The organism is Micromonospora sp. bgisy143 (assembly GCF_057708145.1).
Genome location: NZ_JBYIRN010000011.1, coordinates 1 through 15,804 on the forward strand (window position 1 = coordinate 1; position 15,804 = coordinate 15,804).

Consider the following 15,804-nt stretch of genomic DNA (forward strand, 5'->3'; position numbering starts at 1 on the left):
GCACCGTACGGTGCCGGGCGCGCTTTTTTGGCGCACCGTGCCGGGCCGGCGGGCGGACGGCGGCGACTCGGGGCAAGCTGGGTCGATGGAGCGCGCGTTGGTGACCGTCGGGCACGGGACCGCCGGCCGGGACCAGCTCGGTGCACTGCTGGCCGGCGCGGAGGTCGCCCTGGTCGTGGACGTGCGCCGCTACCCGGCCAGCCGGACCAACCCGGACGTCCGTCGGGAGGCCATGGAACGCTGGCTGCCCGAACGGGGCATCGACTACCGCTGGGAACCGCGCCTCGGCGGTCGACGGCACGTCCGCGCCGGCGAGCCGGAGCCGGACACCTGGTGGACTGTCGCGGCCTTCCGGGCGTACGCCGCGTACACGCGCACGTCCGACTTCGACACTGCGCTGGACGAGGTGCTGGCCGACTGCGTATCGCGCACCACAGCGGTGATGTGCAGTGAGAGCGTCTGGTGGCGCTGCCACCGACGGCTGATCGCCGACGTCGCGGTACTCGGCCGTGGGGTGCCGGTGTCGCACCTCATGCCGGACGGCCGGCTCAGCCCGCACCGGCCGGCCGAGGGTGCCCGCCGCCTGCCCGACGGGCACCTGCTCTGGGCGGCGGGCTGACTCAGCCGGCCAGCTCCTCCGCGAGCAGGTCCATCAGCAGGGCGTCGTGCCAGCGGCCGTCCTCGCCGCGTTCGTAGCGGCGCATGATGCCCACCGGACGGAAACCCACCTTGGCGTACGCCCGGATGGCGGCGCTGTTCGCCGCCGCCGGGTCGATGGTGAACCGGTGGTGGCCGTACTCGTCGATCAGGTGCCGCACCAGGGTGCGGATGGCGTCTCCACCATGGCCCGCGCCGCGTGACTCCGGATCGAGGAACACGTCCAGGCTGGCGTGCCGGTAGTCCGGGTCGGACTCGGCGTACCACTGGATCGCGCCGATCACCCGGCCGTCGTGCTCGATGGCGTACAGCGTCAGGTCGTCGTCATCGAGGTCGGCGTGGACCGCGGCGGTCAGGTCGTCGCCGCCGCGCCACCACCGGCGTACCTCCGGTTGCTCCCGGATGGCCGCGAGGGCCGGCACGTCCGTGACCGTCGCCGGTCGCAGGGTCACCGCACGCCCGCGCAGCACCGGCTCAGCCTCGGCTCTCGCCGTGCTCGACGCAGACCGCCGACCAGCCGACCGGCAACACCTGCACCTTCATCCGGCGTCGGCAGGCCGGGCAGTAGCGCGGCGGCTCCAGCGTCCGGGCCGCCGCGCACGACTCGTGCCCGGCGGCCGACGCGTCCTCGCCGCAGCGGTCACACCAGCGTTGCGCTGCCACCAGCTCGGTCACGTCGTCCTCACCGATCAGCTCAGAGGGTCGCGGAGAGGGCCTTGACCGGCATCTTCAGCTCGTCGAGCAGGTCGAGGTCGGCGGTCGCCGGCCGGCCCAGGGTGGTCAGGTAGTTGCCGACGATCACGGCGTTGATGCCGCCGAGCAGACCGTCGCGGGTGCCGAGGTCACCGAGGGTGATCTCCCGGCCGCCCGCGTACCGCAGGATGGTGCGGGGCATGGCCAGCCGGAACGCGGCGATGGCCCGCAGCGCGTCCTTGCCCTCGACGACCGGGCGGTCGCCGAGTGGGGTGCCGGGGCGCGGGTTGAGGAAGTTCAGCGGCACCTCGTGCGGGTCGAGTTCGGCGAGCTGCGCGGCGAACTCCGCCCGCTGCTCGACGGTCTCGCCGAGGCCGAGGATGCCACCGCAGCACACCTCCATGCCGGAGTCGCGGACCATCCGCAGCGTCTCCCAACGCTCCTCCCAGGAGTGCGTGGTGACCACGTTCGGGAAGTACGACCGGCAGGTCTCCAGGTTGTGGTTGTAGCGGTGCACGCCCATGTCGACCAGGTCGTCGACCTGCTCCTGGCTGAGCATGCCCAGCGACGCGGCGACCTGGATGTCGACCTCGGCCTTGATGGCCGCGACGCCCTCGCGCATCTGCTTCATCAGCCGCGCGTCCGGGCCGCGCACGGCGGCCACGATGCAGAACTCCGTGGCACCGGTCTTCGCGGTCTGCTTGGCGGCCTCGACCAGCGACGGGATGTCCAGCCAGACCGAGCGCACCGGGGAGGTGAACAGGCCCGACTGGGAGCAGAAGTGGCAGTCCTCCGGGCAGCCGCCGGTCTTCAGCGACACGATGCCCTCGACCTCGACCTCGGGGCCGCACCACCGCATCCGCACCTCGTGGGCGAGTTGCAGGGCGGCGGGCAGGTGCTCGTCGGGCAGGTTCAGCACGGCGAGGACGCCGGCCTGGTCGAGGCCGACGCCGTCACCCAGGACCTGGGTGCGGGCCTGGTCGAGGATCTCTGGCATGGCTCGTACCCTACAAGGCCCCCGGTCCGCCGGGTACGACCCGCCGTCGGCGCGGACCGAGGACGGCCAGGCCACGCCACCCGCACGGCGACCATGAGTGACAACCCGTTGACCGTACGTGGCGGTAGCTGTCTCTGGGTCGGCGTTCGCCTCGCGTACCGAGTGGATTCGTCTGCGCGGCGCAGCCGGGTGGTAATTTCGCCCGGCGGACGTCGGCGTGACCGGCGCGGACGGCGGTGAAGGGGTGACGGTGGCGGACTGGCTGGCGGCGCTCGATCGTCGCGCGCAGTTGCGGGCGAAGGCCGGCTTGACCAGGCGGCTGCACCCGCGTCCCGCCGACGATCGGCTGACCGACCTCGCCGGCAACGACTACCTCGGCCTGGCCACCCACCCGGAGGTCACGGCCGCGGCCACGGCGGCACTGTCGGCGTACGGGCTGGGCGCGACCGGCTCACGGCTGGTGCGCGGCTCGACCGACGCGCATCACGCCCTGGAGGACGAGCTGGCGCAGTGGCTGGGCACCGACCGGGCGCTCGTCTTCTCCTCCGGCTACCTGGCGAACCTGGGCGCGTTGCGGGCGCTCGTGCAGCCCCGGACCCTGCTCGTCTCGGACGCGCACAACCACGCCTCGCTGATCGACGGCTGCCGGATCTCGGGCGCCGAGACGGTGGTCAGCGCGCACGCCGACGTGACGGCGGTGGCCGCGGCCCTGGCCGTGGCGCCGGGACGCCCGGCGGTGGTGGTCACCGAGTCGGTCTTCTCGGTCGACGGCGATCTCGCGCCGCTGGCCGAGCTGCACAGGGTGGCCCGCCGCTACGGCGCGCTGCTGCTGGTCGACGACGCGCACGCGCTCGGCCTGACCGGCCTGTCCGGAGCGGGGGCGGTGGCCGCCGCCGGTCTGGCCGGTGAGCCGGACGTGGTGGTCACCGCCACCCTGTCCAAGGCGCTCGGCGGGGCGGGTGGGGTGGTCGCCGGTCCGGCCGAGTTCGTCCGGCACCTGGTCGAGACGGGCCGTACCTTCATCTTCGACACCGCGCTGCCGCCGGCCGTGGCGGCCGGGGTGCACGCCGCGCTGCGGCTGGCCCGCGCCGGTGACGACCTGCGCGCCGAGGTCGCCGACCGGGTGGCGCTGGCGGTCGGTCGTCTGCGCGCGGCCGGGCTGGCCGTCTCCGCGCCGGACGCGGCGGTGATCTCGGTGACGGCGCCCGGTCCGGAGGCCGCGACGGCGTGGGCGGCCGACTGCCGGGACCGGGGCGTCGCGGTCGGCTGCTTCCGGCCTCCGTCGACCCCGGACACCCGCTCCCGGCTGCGCCTCACGGTCAGCGCCGGGGTGCCCCGGGCGGACTTCGAGCGGGCCCTGGACGTCATCGTGGACTGTGCCCCATGAGTGATACGGCGTGGGCGGGGCCGGTGCTGGTCACCGGCACCGACACCGAGGTGGGCAAGACGGTGGTCACCGCGGCGATCGCGGCGGCCGCGCAGGCCGCCGGTCTGCGCGTGGCGGTGGTCAAACCGGGCCAGACCGGCACGGCCGGTGGTGAGCCGGGTGACGTGGACGCGGTCAACCGGCTGGCGGCCCCGCTGACCGGCCGTACCCTGGCGAGTTTCCCGGACCCCCTCGCGCCGCTGGCCGCGGCCCGGGTCGCGGACCTGCCGCCGTTGGAGCTGTACACGGCGGTGGACGCCGTCCGCGAGGAGGCGGACAAGCACGACCTGGTCCTCGTCGAGGGGGCCGGTGGTCTGCTGGTGCCGATGGGGCTGCGGCCGTCCGGCGAGCCGTGGACGATGGCCGACCTGGCGGTGTCGCTCGGCGCGCCCGCGGTGGTGGTCGCCCGGGCCGGGCTGGGCACGCTCAACCACACGGCGCTGACCCTGGAGGCGCTGGATCGTCGGGCGGTACCAGCCGGAGTCGTGATCGGCGCCTGGCCGGCGTCGCCGGAGCTGGTGCACTGGACGAACCTGACCGACCTGGTGCCGAACCTGCTGGGCGCGGTGCCGGCCGGCGCGGGCGCGATCGACCCGGGGGTGTTCCGGCGGTCGGCGCCGGGCTGGCTCACCCCGGCGCTGCACGGGGTGCTCGACGACTGGCGCGTCTGGGCCGAGGAGAGCAGCTGAACACCTGACTTTCGTCGGTGTCCGCGCAGGTCGGACGTGGGTAGCCTGGCCGCCGTGAGGATCCTGGAGCCGTCGGCGTCCGGGCCGCCCCGGTGGCGGCGTCCCGTGCTGGACGTGTCGCTCTGGGCGGTGGTGGCCGCGCCGGTCGCGGCCGCGCGGGTGACTCCGCCGTACCCACGGTTCGGTGTGGTGCTGCTGCTCGGCGCGTTGGCGCTGCTCGCGGCCGCCGTGGCGTCGGCGCGACGGTGGCCGCTGGTGGGTCTGCTGCTGGTGGTGCTCGGTTCGCTGGTGGACGGCAACTTCGTGTTCGCCATCCCGGTGTTCAGCTATCTGACCGGCCGGCGCAGCGCGACCGCGACGCCGGCCGCCGTGCTGTTCGGCGTGATCGCCCTGGGCGGCACGGTGCTGAACCTCGGGTTGCTCGGCACCGGGGCGGCGACCTGGTTCCTGCTGGCGTCGGTGCTGCTGTTCGGCGGGGTGTTCCCGTGGCTGGTGGGTCGGTACCGGCGGCAGCAGCAGGCGCTGGCCGACGCCGGCCGTCGACACGTCGAGGCGGTGGCGCGCGAGCGCCGTGGCGTCGCGGAACGGATCCGGCTTCGCGAGCGGGCGCGGATCGCCGAGGAGATGCACGACTCACTCGGTCACGACCTCAGCCTGATCGCGGTGCGGGCCGCCGCGTTGGAACTCGCCGCCGACCTCGCGCCGGCCCACCGGGCGGCCGTGGGGGAGCTGCGGGCCAGCGTCGCGGCGGCGACCGAACGGCTGCACGACATCATCGGGGTGCTGCGGGAGGAGGGCGGCCCGGCCGGCGTCCGGCCGGTGGGGGAGACCGTCGTGGACCTGGTGACCGGGGCCCGTGAGGCCGGCATGGCGGTACGGCTCGACGCGGCGCCCGACGCCCTGCGACTGCCCGGCATGACCGGCTCCGCCGCCCACCAGGTGGTGCGGGAGGCGCTCACCAACGCCGCCCGGTACGCCCCGGGCGCCCCGGTTACGGTGACCCTGACGACCGAGGTGGACGGGGTGCGGGTGCGGGTGCGCAACGCGCCGCCGCCGGCCGGTCCGCTGCCCCGACCGGCGTCCTCGGGAAGTGGTCTGGTCGCCCTGGCCGAGCGGGTACGGCTGGCCGGCGGCGTACTGGACGCCGGTCCGTGCCCCGACGGCGGATTCGCGCTGCGTGCCCGGCTGCCGCTCGCCGCCGAACCGGGGCTGCCGGCGGTGGCCGCCGCCGGTGGGACGGTCGACGACGTCCCCACGCCCCGGGGCGTCCCGGAACGGCCGGCCGACGCCGAACGGCGGCTGCGCGAGGCCCGCCGCCGGGCGCGTCGGAGCCTGCTGACGGCGCTCGCCGCGCCGGCCGGCTTCGCGCTGGCCCTGTCGCTTGTCTACTACCCGTTCGCCACGGCCGGCACGGTGCTCGACGAGTCGACGTACGACCGGATGCGGCCCGGTACCGCGCGGGCCGACCTGCCCGGGCTGCCCCGCCGGCAGCTCGCCCCGCCGCTCGGGGTGTCGACGCCGGGCTGCGAGTACTACACCGACGGCAACTTCCCCCTCGCCGAGGCGACGTGGCGGCTCTGCTTCACCGACGGCCGACTGGTCAGCAAGGAGCGCATCACATAGTGGACACCGACATGGCCCCGGCCGCGCCCGTCCGGGTGGTCCTGGCCGACGACGAGGCGATGATCCGGGCCGGGGTGCGGGCCATCCTCGCGGCCGATCCGGGTATCGAGGTGGTCGCCGAGGCCGGCGACGGGCGGGCGGCGGTGGAGTTGGTCCGAGCGCACCGACCGCGGGTGGCGTTGCTGGACATCCGGATGCCCCGGCTGGACGGCCTGGCCGCGGCGGCTGAGATCCACCGGTTGGCGCCGGCCACGGCGACGGTCATGTTGACCACCTTCGGAGAGGACGACCATGTGGCCCGGGCGCTCGGGCACGGCGCGAGCGGGTTCCTGCTCAAGGCCGGTGACCCGCGGGAGCTGATCGCCGGGGTGCACGCGGTCGCCGACGGCGGGGCGTACCTGTCGCCACGGGTGGCGCGTCGGGTGATCGAGCTGGGTGCCGGCCGGTTGGCGCGCCGTCCCGCGGCGCGGGATCGGACGGCCGGACTGACCGAGCGGGAACGCGAGGTGCTGGCGCTGGTCGGCGCGGGTCTGTCCAACGCGGAGATCGCTCGCCGGCTGCACCTGGTGGAGGGCACCGTGAAGAGCTACCTGACGAGCATCTTCACCCGGTTGGCGGTGCGCAACCGGGTGCAGGCGGCGATCCTCGCGTACGAGGCGGGTCTGGTCGAGCGGTGAGCGGGGGCCGGCCGGCCCCCGCTCACCGTGTCAGGCGTCCCGGCGGCGCAGCATGGCGCGGCCGAGCAGCAGCGCGGCGCCCGCCCAGCCGGCGAGCAGCAGCAACCCGACCACACTCGGGTACGGGTCGGTGTCCCCGGCGAGGAAGTGCCCGCCGGCCACGCCGGGAAACACGTCGGCGATCCGGTTCAGGACGGTGATGTCCGGCTCCTGCAGCGACAGCGGCACGATCATCAGGGTGGCGAAGAGCACGATGATCGTGAGTACGGCGCTGCGCAGTGCCGCACCGAGGCCGAGCGCGAGGACGCCGACCAGGGCCAGGTAGGTCGCCACCGCCACGATGTCGCCGATCGTGTCGGCGGTCGGCGCACTTCCCCAGTCGCCGAGCACCGGGCGGGCGACGAGGACGCCGACAACGCCGAGCAGCAGCCCGAGGGCGAAGGTGACGGCGCCGGCCACGACGGCCTTGGCCAGCAGCACCCGACCGCGGGCCGGGGTGCACTGCAGGGTCGTGGCGATGGTGCCGCTGGTGAACTCGGTGGTGATGGCGAGCAGACCCACCGCCAGCACGGCGTACTGGGTCAGCTCGATCGCGTCGATCAGCACGGTGCCGGCGGTGACGACGCCGAGGTCGTCGACCGGGTCGTCGTTGGTGTTGGCGTTCGCCGCGTAGATGGCCAACTGTCCGGCGCTCGCGGCCATCACGAGCAGCCCGGCCAGCAGCGTCCACCAGGTGCTGCGGACCGAGAACAGCTTGCTCCACTCGGCGGCCAGCGCACCGCGGAAGGGACGGGTGGGCGTGGCGGCCTGCGTGCTCATGCGGCACCCCCGGCGTACTCGACACTGTCGGCGGTCAACTCCATGAACGCCTGCTCCAGCGAGGCGCCGTGCGGGCTCAGCTCGTGCAACCGCACCCCCAGCTCGTACGCGAGGTCGCCGATCCGGTCCACCGTGGCGCCGGTGACGGTCAGCTCGTCCGGTCCGGCCTCCTCGACGGTGCCGCCGGTCGCGGTGAGCCGCGCGGCGAGGGTGGCGAGCCCTTCGCGGTGCGGGCTACGGACCCGTACGGCGACCGCGCTGCCCGCGATGACGTCGCCGACCGGGGCGTCGGCGAGCAGTCGTCCCCGACCGATCACCACGAGTTGGTCGGCGGTGAGCTGCATCTCGCTCATCAGGTGGCTGGACACGAAGACCGTCCGACCCTGCCCGGCGAGGGAGCGCATGAGCTGCCGTACCCAGCGCACCCCGTCCGGGTCGAGGCCGTTCACCGGCTCGTCGAACATCAGCACCGGCGGGTCACCGAGCAGCGCTCCGGCGATGCCGAGCCGCTGCGCCATGCCCAGCGAGAGGGCGCGGCCCGGCTTGCCGGCCGCCCGCCCGTCCAGCCCCACGGTGTCGAGCACCTCGTCCACCCGGCGGGCGGGGATGCCGTTGCTGCGGGCCATGGCCAGCAGGTGCGCCCGCCCGGACCGGGTCGGGTGCAGGGCCCGGGCGTCGAGGAGGGCGCCCACCTCGTGCAACGGTCGCCGCAGTTCCCGGTACGACCGGCCGGCGACGAGCGCCTGCCCGGCGGTGGGCCGGTCCAGGCCGAGGATCATCCGCATGGTGGTGGACTTGCCGGCGCCGTTGGGGCCGAGGAAGCCGGTGACCCGGCCGGGCGCGACGTCGACGGTCAGGGCGTCGACCGCGAGGGTCGCCCCGAACCGTTTCGTCAACCCACGTAATGTGATCATGCGTTGACGCTAGGCGTCGGTCGGCTGGGCCCGCCGCGCCCGAACGGCACCGACCGGCACTGACTTTCGTCAGTCCTCGCGGGTCAGCGGATGTAGTCCTCCAGCAGCGCCGGGGTGAGTCCGGCCCGGTGGATGGCCTTCAGCGCCGCCAGCAGGTCGTCCATCAGCGCCGGCCGGAAGTGCATCAGCAGCACGTCGCCGGGTTGGACCACCTTCTCCGGGGTCTGGTAGCGCACCTTGCCCTCGTGGACCGTCTCGGACCAGTGCAGGACCGCCTTCGCGCCGCAGTCCCGGGCGGCCTCCAGCGTGGTGCTGTCGTACTCGCCGAACGGCGGGCGGAACAGGGTCGCCCGCTTGCCGAACAGTGTCTCGAGCTTGTCCGCCGCCCCGCAGATCTCCTGCTTCTGGTAGTCGTACGACCGGCCGGCGAGGGAGTTGTGCCGGATGGTGTGGTTCTCGACGACCCCGCCGGCGACCTGGATCTGGCGGAAGTATTCGTCGTGCTCCTCGGCGGCCGGCGAGTTCAGGAACATCGTGACCGGGATGTGCGCGCGCCAGATGAAGTCGGCCACCGCGGGCGGTCGGGCCAGCCCGCCGTCGTCGATGGTGATGAAGGCGACCTTCTGGTCGGTCGGCAGGCGGTGCCAGAACGGGATCGGGCCGGTCACCGGCAGCGGCACCGGTTGCGGCGGCGGCGCCTCGGGGAAGGTCGGCGCCTGCGACACGTACCAGTCGAGGCTTCCGGGCGTGGGCCGGGCGGTCGGCGACGCGGAGGGCGACGGTGACGCGGACGGCGAGGCGGACGGGCTCGGTTGCGCCGCGACCTGCCGGGCGTGGGACGCGGGTCCGGCTGCGCAGGCACTCAGCACCAGCAGGGCCAGAAGTGTTACCACTGCGGCGATGCGGCGCGGAAGGGCTGATGACACGCCCGGAAACATAGCGGGTCACGCTCAGGGGCCGCGGCCCCGAGTGGTCTTGCCCGGGCGGCCTAGCCTCGGATGGGAGTCAAGGGGATCAGCGGAGGCGGCCGACGGTGCGGTGGATCGTGCAGGTACTCGCCGTCGTCGGCTTCGGCGTGCTGCTGGGGTTTATCGGGCTGACGATGACCCGCAACTTGTTCGGGTATGTCGACGCGGAGGCCCGCCGGTTGGCGAGGAACCCATGGAATCGCGTGTGGGGAGTACCCGACCGTGATCCGGCTGAGGTGCGGCAGGACGTCGGCTTCACCGTCGCGCGGTTCCTCGTCGGCGGCGCCGTACTGCTCCTCGGCGCTGCCGCGGTCATCGGGGGCATCGTGCTACTGGTCAGCGGGCCGCTCGACTGACCGCACCACGAAGGCGTCCGGCATCCGGAAGGTGAGGTTGTCCGGGCACCACGGCGGCCGTACCACCGTCACCCCGTCGAGCAGGGGCGCGGCCTCGGCCACCACCACGGCCGCCTCCATCCGGGCCAGGACGTCGCCGACGCACCGGTGCGCACCCGCCCCGAACGCCAGGTGCCGCCGCGACCCGCGCTGCCCGGGGACGAACTCGTCCGGCGCGCCGACGACCGCCGGATCGCGGCCGGCGCGGGCCAGCCACAGCACGATGCTGGTGCCCGCCGGCACGGCCGTGCCGCCGAGCGTGCCGTCCGCCGCCGCGACGCGTCGCCAGGTGACGATCGGCGGTTCCAGGCGCAGGCCCTCCTCCACGACGTCGGCCACCGCGACGTCGCCCGCGCGCAGCGCGGCGCGTACCGCCGGTTCGCCGGCCAGCCGGTGCAGCAGCAGGGTGAGGAACTGCGAGGTGGTCTCCTGGCCGGCGACCAGCAGGAAGAAGAGCGCGCCGACCACCACGTCGGGCGGGTGCCCGGCGGCGCGCAGTTCGGCGGCCAGCCCACCCCCGGTGGCCGCGAACTCCCGCAGCACGCGGTGGAAGCGGCCCACCTCGGCGGCGAGCGCGACCTGCCGGTCGTCGTCCAGGGGCGCCCAGAACAGCTCCAGTGCCGCCTGGGCGAACTCCTTGACCGCGCCGACCGGGGCGTCCGGCAGGTCGACCAGCCGGGCCAGCACCAGCAGGGGCAGGTCGGCGGCGAGGTCCGCGTACAGGTCCACCGACGCGCCGGCGTCGAGGCTGGCGCGGAGCCGGGTGACCCGCTCCCGGACCAGGGCGGTGAGCCAGGGGCGCTGGGCGGCCACCTTCGCGGGGTGCAGCGCGTCCGCCACGATGCCCCGGATCTGCGGATGGCTGTGGCCGGAGTTGTTCGCCAGGGTCGGCGGCAGCCGAAACCGGTGCCCGGCGAGCACGCGCAGCGCGGTCACCGGCATCGGGGTCACCGCGTCCAGGGCGTTGTCCGGCCGGTAGCGCTGGGGGTCGGCGAGGACTTGGCGGACCAGCGCGTGCCGGGTGACGACGAGGTGGCGTACGCCGACGTGATCGGTCACCTCGGCGACGTCCGGCCAGGGTGCCTCGACCGCGGACGCCCAGCCGGAGAAGAGCACGCCGCCACGCTAGCTGGCGGCCCCCGGCAGGCCGGGACGCAACCGCCAGACGGTGGTGCGCTTCACCCGCACGCTCTCCAGGGCCTCCGGCACCGGCACGTCGTAGCTGGCCAGCTCGTCGAACCGGTCCCGGGGCAGGAACGCCCGGCCGGGGTCACCGACCAGCGCCGGCGCCCCGGCCCGGGTGGCGCGCAGCAGGAACCGCAGCACCCGTCGGGCCATCGCGTCGCTGTAGAAGACGTCCCCGGCGAGCACCACCTCGGCGTCGCCCGCGTCGCCGTCGAGGATGTCTCCGAGCTCGGCGTCGACGCGTACCCCGTTGGCCTCGGCATTGAGCGCGACGGCCGCGACCGCCAGTTCGTCGACCTCGACGGCCCGCACGGACGCCGCGCCGGCCCGGGCGGCGGCGATGGCCACCAGGCCGGAGCCGGAGGCGAGGTCGAACACCCGCCGGCCGGCGACCAGGTCCGGATGGTCGGTGACGTAGCGGGCCAGCGCCTGGCCGCCGGCCCAGGCGAAGGCCCAGAACGGCGGCGGCCGGTCGCTGGAGAACTGCCCCTCGGTCAACTCCCAGAGCCCGATCGGCTCGTCCGCCTGGTGCAGGCGTACCTCGGGGACGAAGGGAACCGGGGTCAGCCGGGCGTGCAGCCGGACGAACGTGCTGGAGAGCTCGGACACCTGGTGATTCTCCCAGTGGCCCGGCACGCGGCGTGTCGTGGGGGAGTGGTGACCGGTTCACCACTGTCGGTGAAATGACCCCTCGCGCTTGGCGTCCGGTGCGAAGACACCCGTCTGTGTGATCCGTCCGCTTCCTCCTAGCGTTTCCCTACGGGGACGAGAAGGAGTGAGGTGGTGGTGATCGTGTGGCGGTACGCGCTGCGGCTCGGGGCGTTGGTTGCCGGCGTGGCCGGGGTGGTGCTCACCCTGGCGGCACCGGCGCAGGCGGCGTTCGCTACCGAGATGGGCGGCCTGCCGGCCCGGTTCACCGCCGGCGACCAGGTGCGCACGATCTCCGCGGTGGTCTCGCAGACGGACCGGCGCGGTGGGTGCGTGAAGGTGCGCTGGTCGATGGTGCTGCGGGTGCAGGGCATCCGCCTCGACCAGGTGAAGATGGACCGGGTGGAGGAGAACGGCGACTTCCCGGTGGAGATCCGGACCGAGGGTGACGTGGCCCGGTTGACCGACCGGCAACTCGACCCGGGCACCCTCTGCCCGGGCCGTACGGTGACCGCCCGCTACCGGGTGGCCTTCGCCGAGGACGTCAGCCAGGGGCGGGTCACCCTCGCCGCCGAGGCGTACGACGCCAACCTGCGCCTGCTGGCCCGCCAGACGGCCACCCGGTCGGTGCTGGGAGCGGGTGGCACCGGAACCCGTACGCCGACGCCGACGCCGAGCCCGACTCCGGCGCTGCCGAGCGACCCGCCGAGCGAGCCGGCGTCGGAGGAGAGCGCACCGACCGAGGAGGCGATCGCGGACCAGCCGGTCGACGCGGCGCCACCGCCGGCCGGCCGTCCGGTCGCGCAGACCGGGGGGTTCGGTGTGGTGCAGGCGGCGTTCCTGCTCGGCGGGTTGCTGCTCTCGCTCGGGGTGGGCCTGCTGCTGCGACTGCGCCACCTGACCCGCGCCGCGAAGGACGAGGCCGAGGCCGAGGACCCGCCGGTGGACCGGCTCTGGGAGCGGCCCGCGCCGACCGGGCGCTGGCACCCGGCACGCCGCTGATCGGGGGCTGTCGGGGCCGGCGGTCGCCCGCCGGCCCCGACGGTGTCACTTCGCGAACGCCTGGAACTCGGCGATCCTGACCTGTGCCTGGGCCGGGCTGGCCGTGGCGCAGTCGGTCGTCGTGGCCGGGTCGTCGTCCTGCTCACCGGCGTACTGCGGGCCGCCGGTGCACTGGCTGGTCAGCACCTCCAGCCGCAGGTGGGTGGCGAGGGTGGTGGGCACCGCGAACGTGCGCAGGTTGATGTCGCGGCTGTACGCCCGGTACGCCCCGCCGGGGAACGCGTCGGCCGCGCTGGTGTAGATGCGCCGCCAGCGCGCCGGGTCGGCACAGTCGGTGGTGGTCGCGTCGCAGGCGGACACGGCGAACGAGCGCAGCGCGCTGAGCGCGTTCTGACTGCCGGTGTCGGCGTCCCCGACGATCGCGGGTCGCAGCATCGCGCTGACGTTCACCCGCTTGACCACCTGCGGGGCGTCACCGGCCAGCGCCACGGTGAGCTGCTTGCCGGCCACCCCGTCCAGCGCGGCCCAGTTCGTCGCCTCGGTGTCGTCGGCGACCCGGTCCAGGTTGACCCCGTCGCCGCTGATCGTCGCGCCGGAGGCCTTGGACGCGAGGTTGCGGCTCAGCCGCAGGTCCACGTAGCCGTTCTTGCCGGCGTCGGCGACCACGCTGAGCCGCTGGTGCCCGAAGCCGGGCGCGACGGCCAGCAGGTCGTACGTGCCGGCGACCAGCTCCACCGTGTCCGGGATCGGCGTCGCCGGGTCGGTGTCCGCGATCGGTACAGCCCTTGCCTCGTAGTGCCCGACGTACACCCGGATGGGCGCGTCGGCGCTGTCCCCGCGCGGGCGCAGGGTCAACGTCGCGTTGCCGCCCCGGGGTGAGGCGAAGCTCGGTGTCGGGTCGGTGTCCGCGGCGCCGTTGGTGGCGGCGTCCCGGCCCATCCCGGAGCGGGCGAACTCGGCCCAGATCAGGTCCTGGTTCGCGCCGCCGAAGCGCAGCAGGTCGGCGGTGAGCATGTTGTCCCGCATGTCGAGCATGCTGACCTGGCTGGCCGCCTGCAGGAGGAACGAGTCGAAGACCAGTTGCGACCAGCGCCGGTTGCCCGGGCACCTGTCGGCCGGCACGGCGCCCTGCGCGCACTCCCGCTGTCGCTGCGGGGTGCCCAGGCCGTACCGCTTGACCAGCGCGGCGCGTACCCGGTAGTTGGTGGCCCCCCAGATCTCCCCGTCGGCGTGCACCGCCGGACCGGCGGTGTTGTAGCCGATGTCCGAGTAGTTCAGCGGGCTACGGCTCAGGTCGTAGTTGCGGATGCCGCTGACCAGGTTGCCGGTGACGTAGCCGCCGGTGACGAACGGCGACTCGCCGGGAGCGCGCAGCCCGTTCTGGAAGAGGTACTCGGCGGCCATCAGGTCGCCCCACGACTCGCCCATCGCCCCGCCCTGGTGGCCGCTGATCCCGCTGTCCGGGCCGGCGATCATCCGGTTGGTGATGGCGTGGGTGTACTCGTGGCCGATCACCGTCATGTCGTAGTCGCCGTCGACGCACGGCGGGTACGGGCCACCGGCCTGCGGCTGCCACAGGTACATGTTGGTGGTCGGCGGCAGACCGTCGCGCGGGGTGCCCTGGTTGGCGTTGTTGCGATTGCCGGTCAGCGCGCCCTGCTGGGCACGGCCCTGCTCGGCGTCACCGCCCAGGCCGGACGGGGTGAGGTTGACCGCCTGGAGGTTCCACGCCGACTCGGTGAAGCCGAGCTGGTACGCCCAGTCGTGCATCCGGTTGTGCATGGCGAACAGGTTGGCGATCGCCGCGTCCGCGTCGTTGCGCTGCGCGGACGTAAACACCTCCGGGTTGCACCTGGCCTGGTGCCACTGGTCGGTGAACGGGTACTCGTAGCGGCGGTCCGCGCTGGGGGTCGCCGGCACCACCGGGGTGTTGTTGCCCCAGGAGAGCACGGTGTTGGCCGAGTTGCCGCGCGAGGTGAAGGTGGGTGTGCCGGTGGCCGCGTCGACGTCCCACGGCTGCCCGGTGGCCGGGTCGCGGAACGCCGCCTGGCAGTCCGGGGCCGGGTCGCCGCACCAGCGCACCCGGGGGTCCTGGCCGGCGGCGAGGTCCCGGGGCGGGGTGGCCGGGAAGACCGCCCAGCTCGGGTTGTCCGAGTCGAAGTCGACGAGGTCCTCGCGGACCAGCACCTTCCCGGTGCTGCCGTCCACGTAGCTGGTGAACGCCGCCGGGTGGTCGGTGTCCGCGCCGATCATGGTCACCTCGTAGGCGGCCCGGGGTCCGTCGAGCGGGGTGGGCACGGCCACGGCCCGCACGGTGTGGCTGGCGACGGCCGTCGGGCTCAGTCCGGCGTCGGCGAGCGCGTCGGCGTACGCCTGCTCGGCGGTGCGGGTCGCGGGGGCGGGCGCGCGGGTGTCCCGGGCCAGGGAGGAGTTGACGGCGAGCACCGAGCCGCCGCTGACCGCGAGCGTGACCAGGCCGTCGTGACCGGCCGGCAGGTCGCCGAAGCGCTGCCGCAGGGTCACCACCGCGCCGCTGCCGATCGGCCTGACCAGCACCCGGTCCATACCGGCGACCGTCGCGGCGTCCATGCCGTACAGGTCGCGGTTCGCGGTCAGGTAGGCGCGCGCGGCGGCCTCCGGGTCGGCGGGCAGTCCGGCGGCGAGCGGGGTACGACCGGGGCCGAGCGCCTGCGGCGTGCCGAGTCGGTTCCACCGCACGTCCGGGTCGGCGGCGCGGGCCAGGCCACGCTGGCGGGCGTCGGGCGCCGCCGTACCGGTGCGGTTGTCGAGGTCGGCGGGCTGGTGCCCCTCGGCGAACGGCCCGGACGAGCGCTCGGCGGGAGCGGCGGCGGGTGCGGCGTTGCTCGTGCCGTTGGGTAGCAGCGCGGCGAGGGTCGCCGTTGTCGCCAGGACGGCGATGAGCCGGCGTCGACGCCGGCTCATCGGGGGTGACCACTCCGGTTGTGGCACGGAACCTCCTCGTGGGAGCGGGATGGCCGGCGGCTGCCGACCGGCGATGCGCGGTGACGCATGCGCATCTGTGGATATCAGTCGATCGAGGAAGCGGCAAGGTCCCGATAGAGATATGTCGACTTTACAAAACGCTTCCTC

Annotated in this window: 16 protein-coding genes; 7 read left to right on the plus strand and 9 right to left on the minus strand. The window is 74.3% G+C overall.

Annotated elements, in window-relative coordinates:
• Positions 1 to 619, plus strand: a 619-nt coding sequence (locus AC3EN4_RS14965) for a DUF488 domain-containing protein (protein WP_435206445.1), incomplete at its 5' end; no start/stop codon positions are given.
• A gap of 1 nt (position 620) precedes the next feature.
• On the opposite strand, the gene AC3EN4_RS14970 is transcribed toward AC3EN4_RS14965, so the two are convergent.
• The 3 genes from AC3EN4_RS14970 to bioB are packed head-to-tail and all read right to left on the minus strand — an operon-like array spanning position 621 to position 2,347.
• Positions 621 to 1,127, minus strand: a complete 507-nt coding sequence (locus AC3EN4_RS14970) for a GNAT family N-acetyltransferase (RefSeq protein WP_435206446.1) — start codon at positions 1,125 to 1,127, stop codon at positions 621 to 623.
• 4 nt (positions 1,128 to 1,131) lie between these two features.
• Entirely contained in the window at positions 1,132 to 1,350 is a 219-nt protein-coding gene (gene bsaP, locus AC3EN4_RS14975; protein WP_422740620.1) for a biotin synthase auxiliary protein BsaP, read from the minus strand.
• Position 1,351: 1 nt separating this feature from the next.
• A complete protein-coding gene (gene bioB / locus AC3EN4_RS14980; RefSeq protein ID WP_355051766.1) occupies positions 1,352 to 2,347 on the minus strand; it encodes a biotin synthase BioB in 996 nt (331 codons plus the stop codon).
• 250 nt (positions 2,348 to 2,597) lie between these two features.
• Between bioB and AC3EN4_RS14985 the strand changes: the two genes are divergently transcribed.
• Genes AC3EN4_RS14985 through AC3EN4_RS15000 form a run of 4 tightly spaced genes read left to right on the plus strand, consistent with a single transcriptional unit; the run spans position 2,598 to position 6,762 of the window.
• Entirely contained in the window at positions 2,598 to 3,734 is a 1,137-nt protein-coding gene (locus AC3EN4_RS14985; RefSeq protein ID WP_435206588.1) for an 8-amino-7-oxononanoate synthase, read from the plus strand.
• A complete protein-coding gene (gene bioD, locus AC3EN4_RS14990) occupies positions 3,731 to 4,462 on the plus strand; it encodes a dethiobiotin synthase (RefSeq protein WP_422739024.1) in 732 nt (243 codons plus the stop codon). Before AC3EN4_RS14985 ends, bioD begins: the two co-directional genes overlap by 4 nt.
• 54 nt (positions 4,463 to 4,516) lie before the next feature.
• A complete protein-coding gene (locus AC3EN4_RS14995) occupies positions 4,517 to 6,085 on the plus strand; it encodes a sensor histidine kinase (RefSeq protein WP_435206447.1) in 1,569 nt (522 codons plus the stop codon).
• Between the two features lie 11 nt (positions 6,086 to 6,096).
• Positions 6,097 to 6,762, plus strand: coding sequence for a response regulator (locus AC3EN4_RS15000; RefSeq protein ID WP_435206589.1), 666 nt, complete (start codon positions 6,097 to 6,099; stop codon positions 6,760 to 6,762).
• 30 nt (positions 6,763 to 6,792) lie between these two features.
• On the opposite strand, the gene AC3EN4_RS15005 is transcribed toward AC3EN4_RS15000, so the two are convergent.
• From AC3EN4_RS15005 to AC3EN4_RS15015, 3 genes are all read right to left on the minus strand, one after another.
• A complete protein-coding gene (locus tag AC3EN4_RS15005) occupies positions 6,793 to 7,581 on the minus strand; it encodes an ABC transporter permease subunit (protein ID WP_435206448.1) in 789 nt (262 codons plus the stop codon).
• Positions 7,578 to 8,495 carry an ATP-binding cassette domain-containing protein gene (locus tag AC3EN4_RS15010; RefSeq protein WP_435206449.1) on the minus strand — a complete coding sequence of 306 codons (918 nt, stop codon included), beginning with the start codon at positions 8,493 to 8,495 and terminating at the stop codon, positions 7,578 to 7,580. The genes AC3EN4_RS15005 and AC3EN4_RS15010 overlap by 4 nt, the downstream gene beginning before the upstream one ends.
• Positions 8,496 to 8,578: 83 nt before the next feature.
• Complete coding sequence (locus tag AC3EN4_RS15015) at positions 8,579 to 9,421, minus strand: polysaccharide deacetylase family protein (RefSeq protein ID WP_435206450.1); 843 nt, start codon at positions 9,419 to 9,421, stop codon at positions 8,579 to 8,581.
• A 119-nt stretch (positions 9,422 to 9,540) separates the two neighbouring features.
• Here AC3EN4_RS15015 and AC3EN4_RS15020 point away from each other — a divergent pair, with 119 nt between their 5' ends.
• Positions 9,541 to 9,819, plus strand: a complete 279-nt coding sequence (locus AC3EN4_RS15020) for a hypothetical protein (protein ID WP_435206451.1) — start codon at positions 9,541 to 9,543, stop codon at positions 9,817 to 9,819.
• On the opposite strand, the gene AC3EN4_RS15025 is transcribed toward AC3EN4_RS15020, so the two are convergent.
• Together AC3EN4_RS15025 and AC3EN4_RS15030 are read right to left on the minus strand one after the other, a co-directional pair.
• On the minus strand, positions 9,793 to 10,974 hold the full coding sequence (locus AC3EN4_RS15025) for a cytochrome P450 (RefSeq protein WP_435206452.1): 1,182 nt from the start codon (positions 10,972 to 10,974) through the stop codon (positions 9,793 to 9,795). The genes AC3EN4_RS15020 and AC3EN4_RS15025 overlap by 27 nt on opposite strands.
• Before the next feature lie 9 nt (positions 10,975 to 10,983).
• On the minus strand, positions 10,984 to 11,652 hold the full coding sequence (locus tag AC3EN4_RS15030; RefSeq protein ID WP_435206453.1) for a class I SAM-dependent methyltransferase: 669 nt from the start codon (positions 11,650 to 11,652) through the stop codon (positions 10,984 to 10,986).
• Between the two features lie 171 nt (positions 11,653 to 11,823).
• On the opposite strand from AC3EN4_RS15030, the gene AC3EN4_RS15035 reads away from it, so the two are divergent.
• Complete coding sequence (locus AC3EN4_RS15035; protein WP_435206454.1) at positions 11,824 to 12,693, plus strand: hypothetical protein; 870 nt, start codon at positions 11,824 to 11,826, stop codon at positions 12,691 to 12,693.
• A gap of 45 nt (positions 12,694 to 12,738) precedes the next feature.
• Here AC3EN4_RS15035 and AC3EN4_RS15040 read toward each other — a convergent pair whose 3' ends face one another.
• Positions 12,739 to 15,663, minus strand: coding sequence for a M36 family metallopeptidase (locus tag AC3EN4_RS15040; protein ID WP_435206455.1), 2,925 nt, complete (start codon positions 15,661 to 15,663; stop codon positions 12,739 to 12,741).
• Positions 15,664 to 15,804: the final 141 nt, after the last annotated feature.

Coding starts and splice junctions, on each gene's coding strand:
- bioB (WP_355051766.1), bottom strand. CDS start 2,347: ATGCCAGAGATCCTCGACCAGGCCCGCACCCAGGTCCTGGGTGACGGC.
- bioD (WP_422739024.1), top strand. CDS start 3,731: ATGAGTGATACGGCGTGGGCGGGGCCGGTGCTGGTCACCGGCACCGAC.
- AC3EN4_RS15000 (WP_435206589.1), top strand. CDS start 6,097: ATGGCCCCGGCCGCGCCCGTCCGGGTGGTCCTGGCCGACGACGAGGCG.
- AC3EN4_RS15005 (WP_435206448.1), bottom strand. CDS start 7,581: ATGAGCACGCAGGCCGCCACGCCCACCCGTCCCTTCCGCGGTGCGCTG.
- AC3EN4_RS15010 (WP_435206449.1), bottom strand. CDS start 8,495: ATGATCACATTACGTGGGTTGACGAAACGGTTCGGGGCGACCCTCGCG.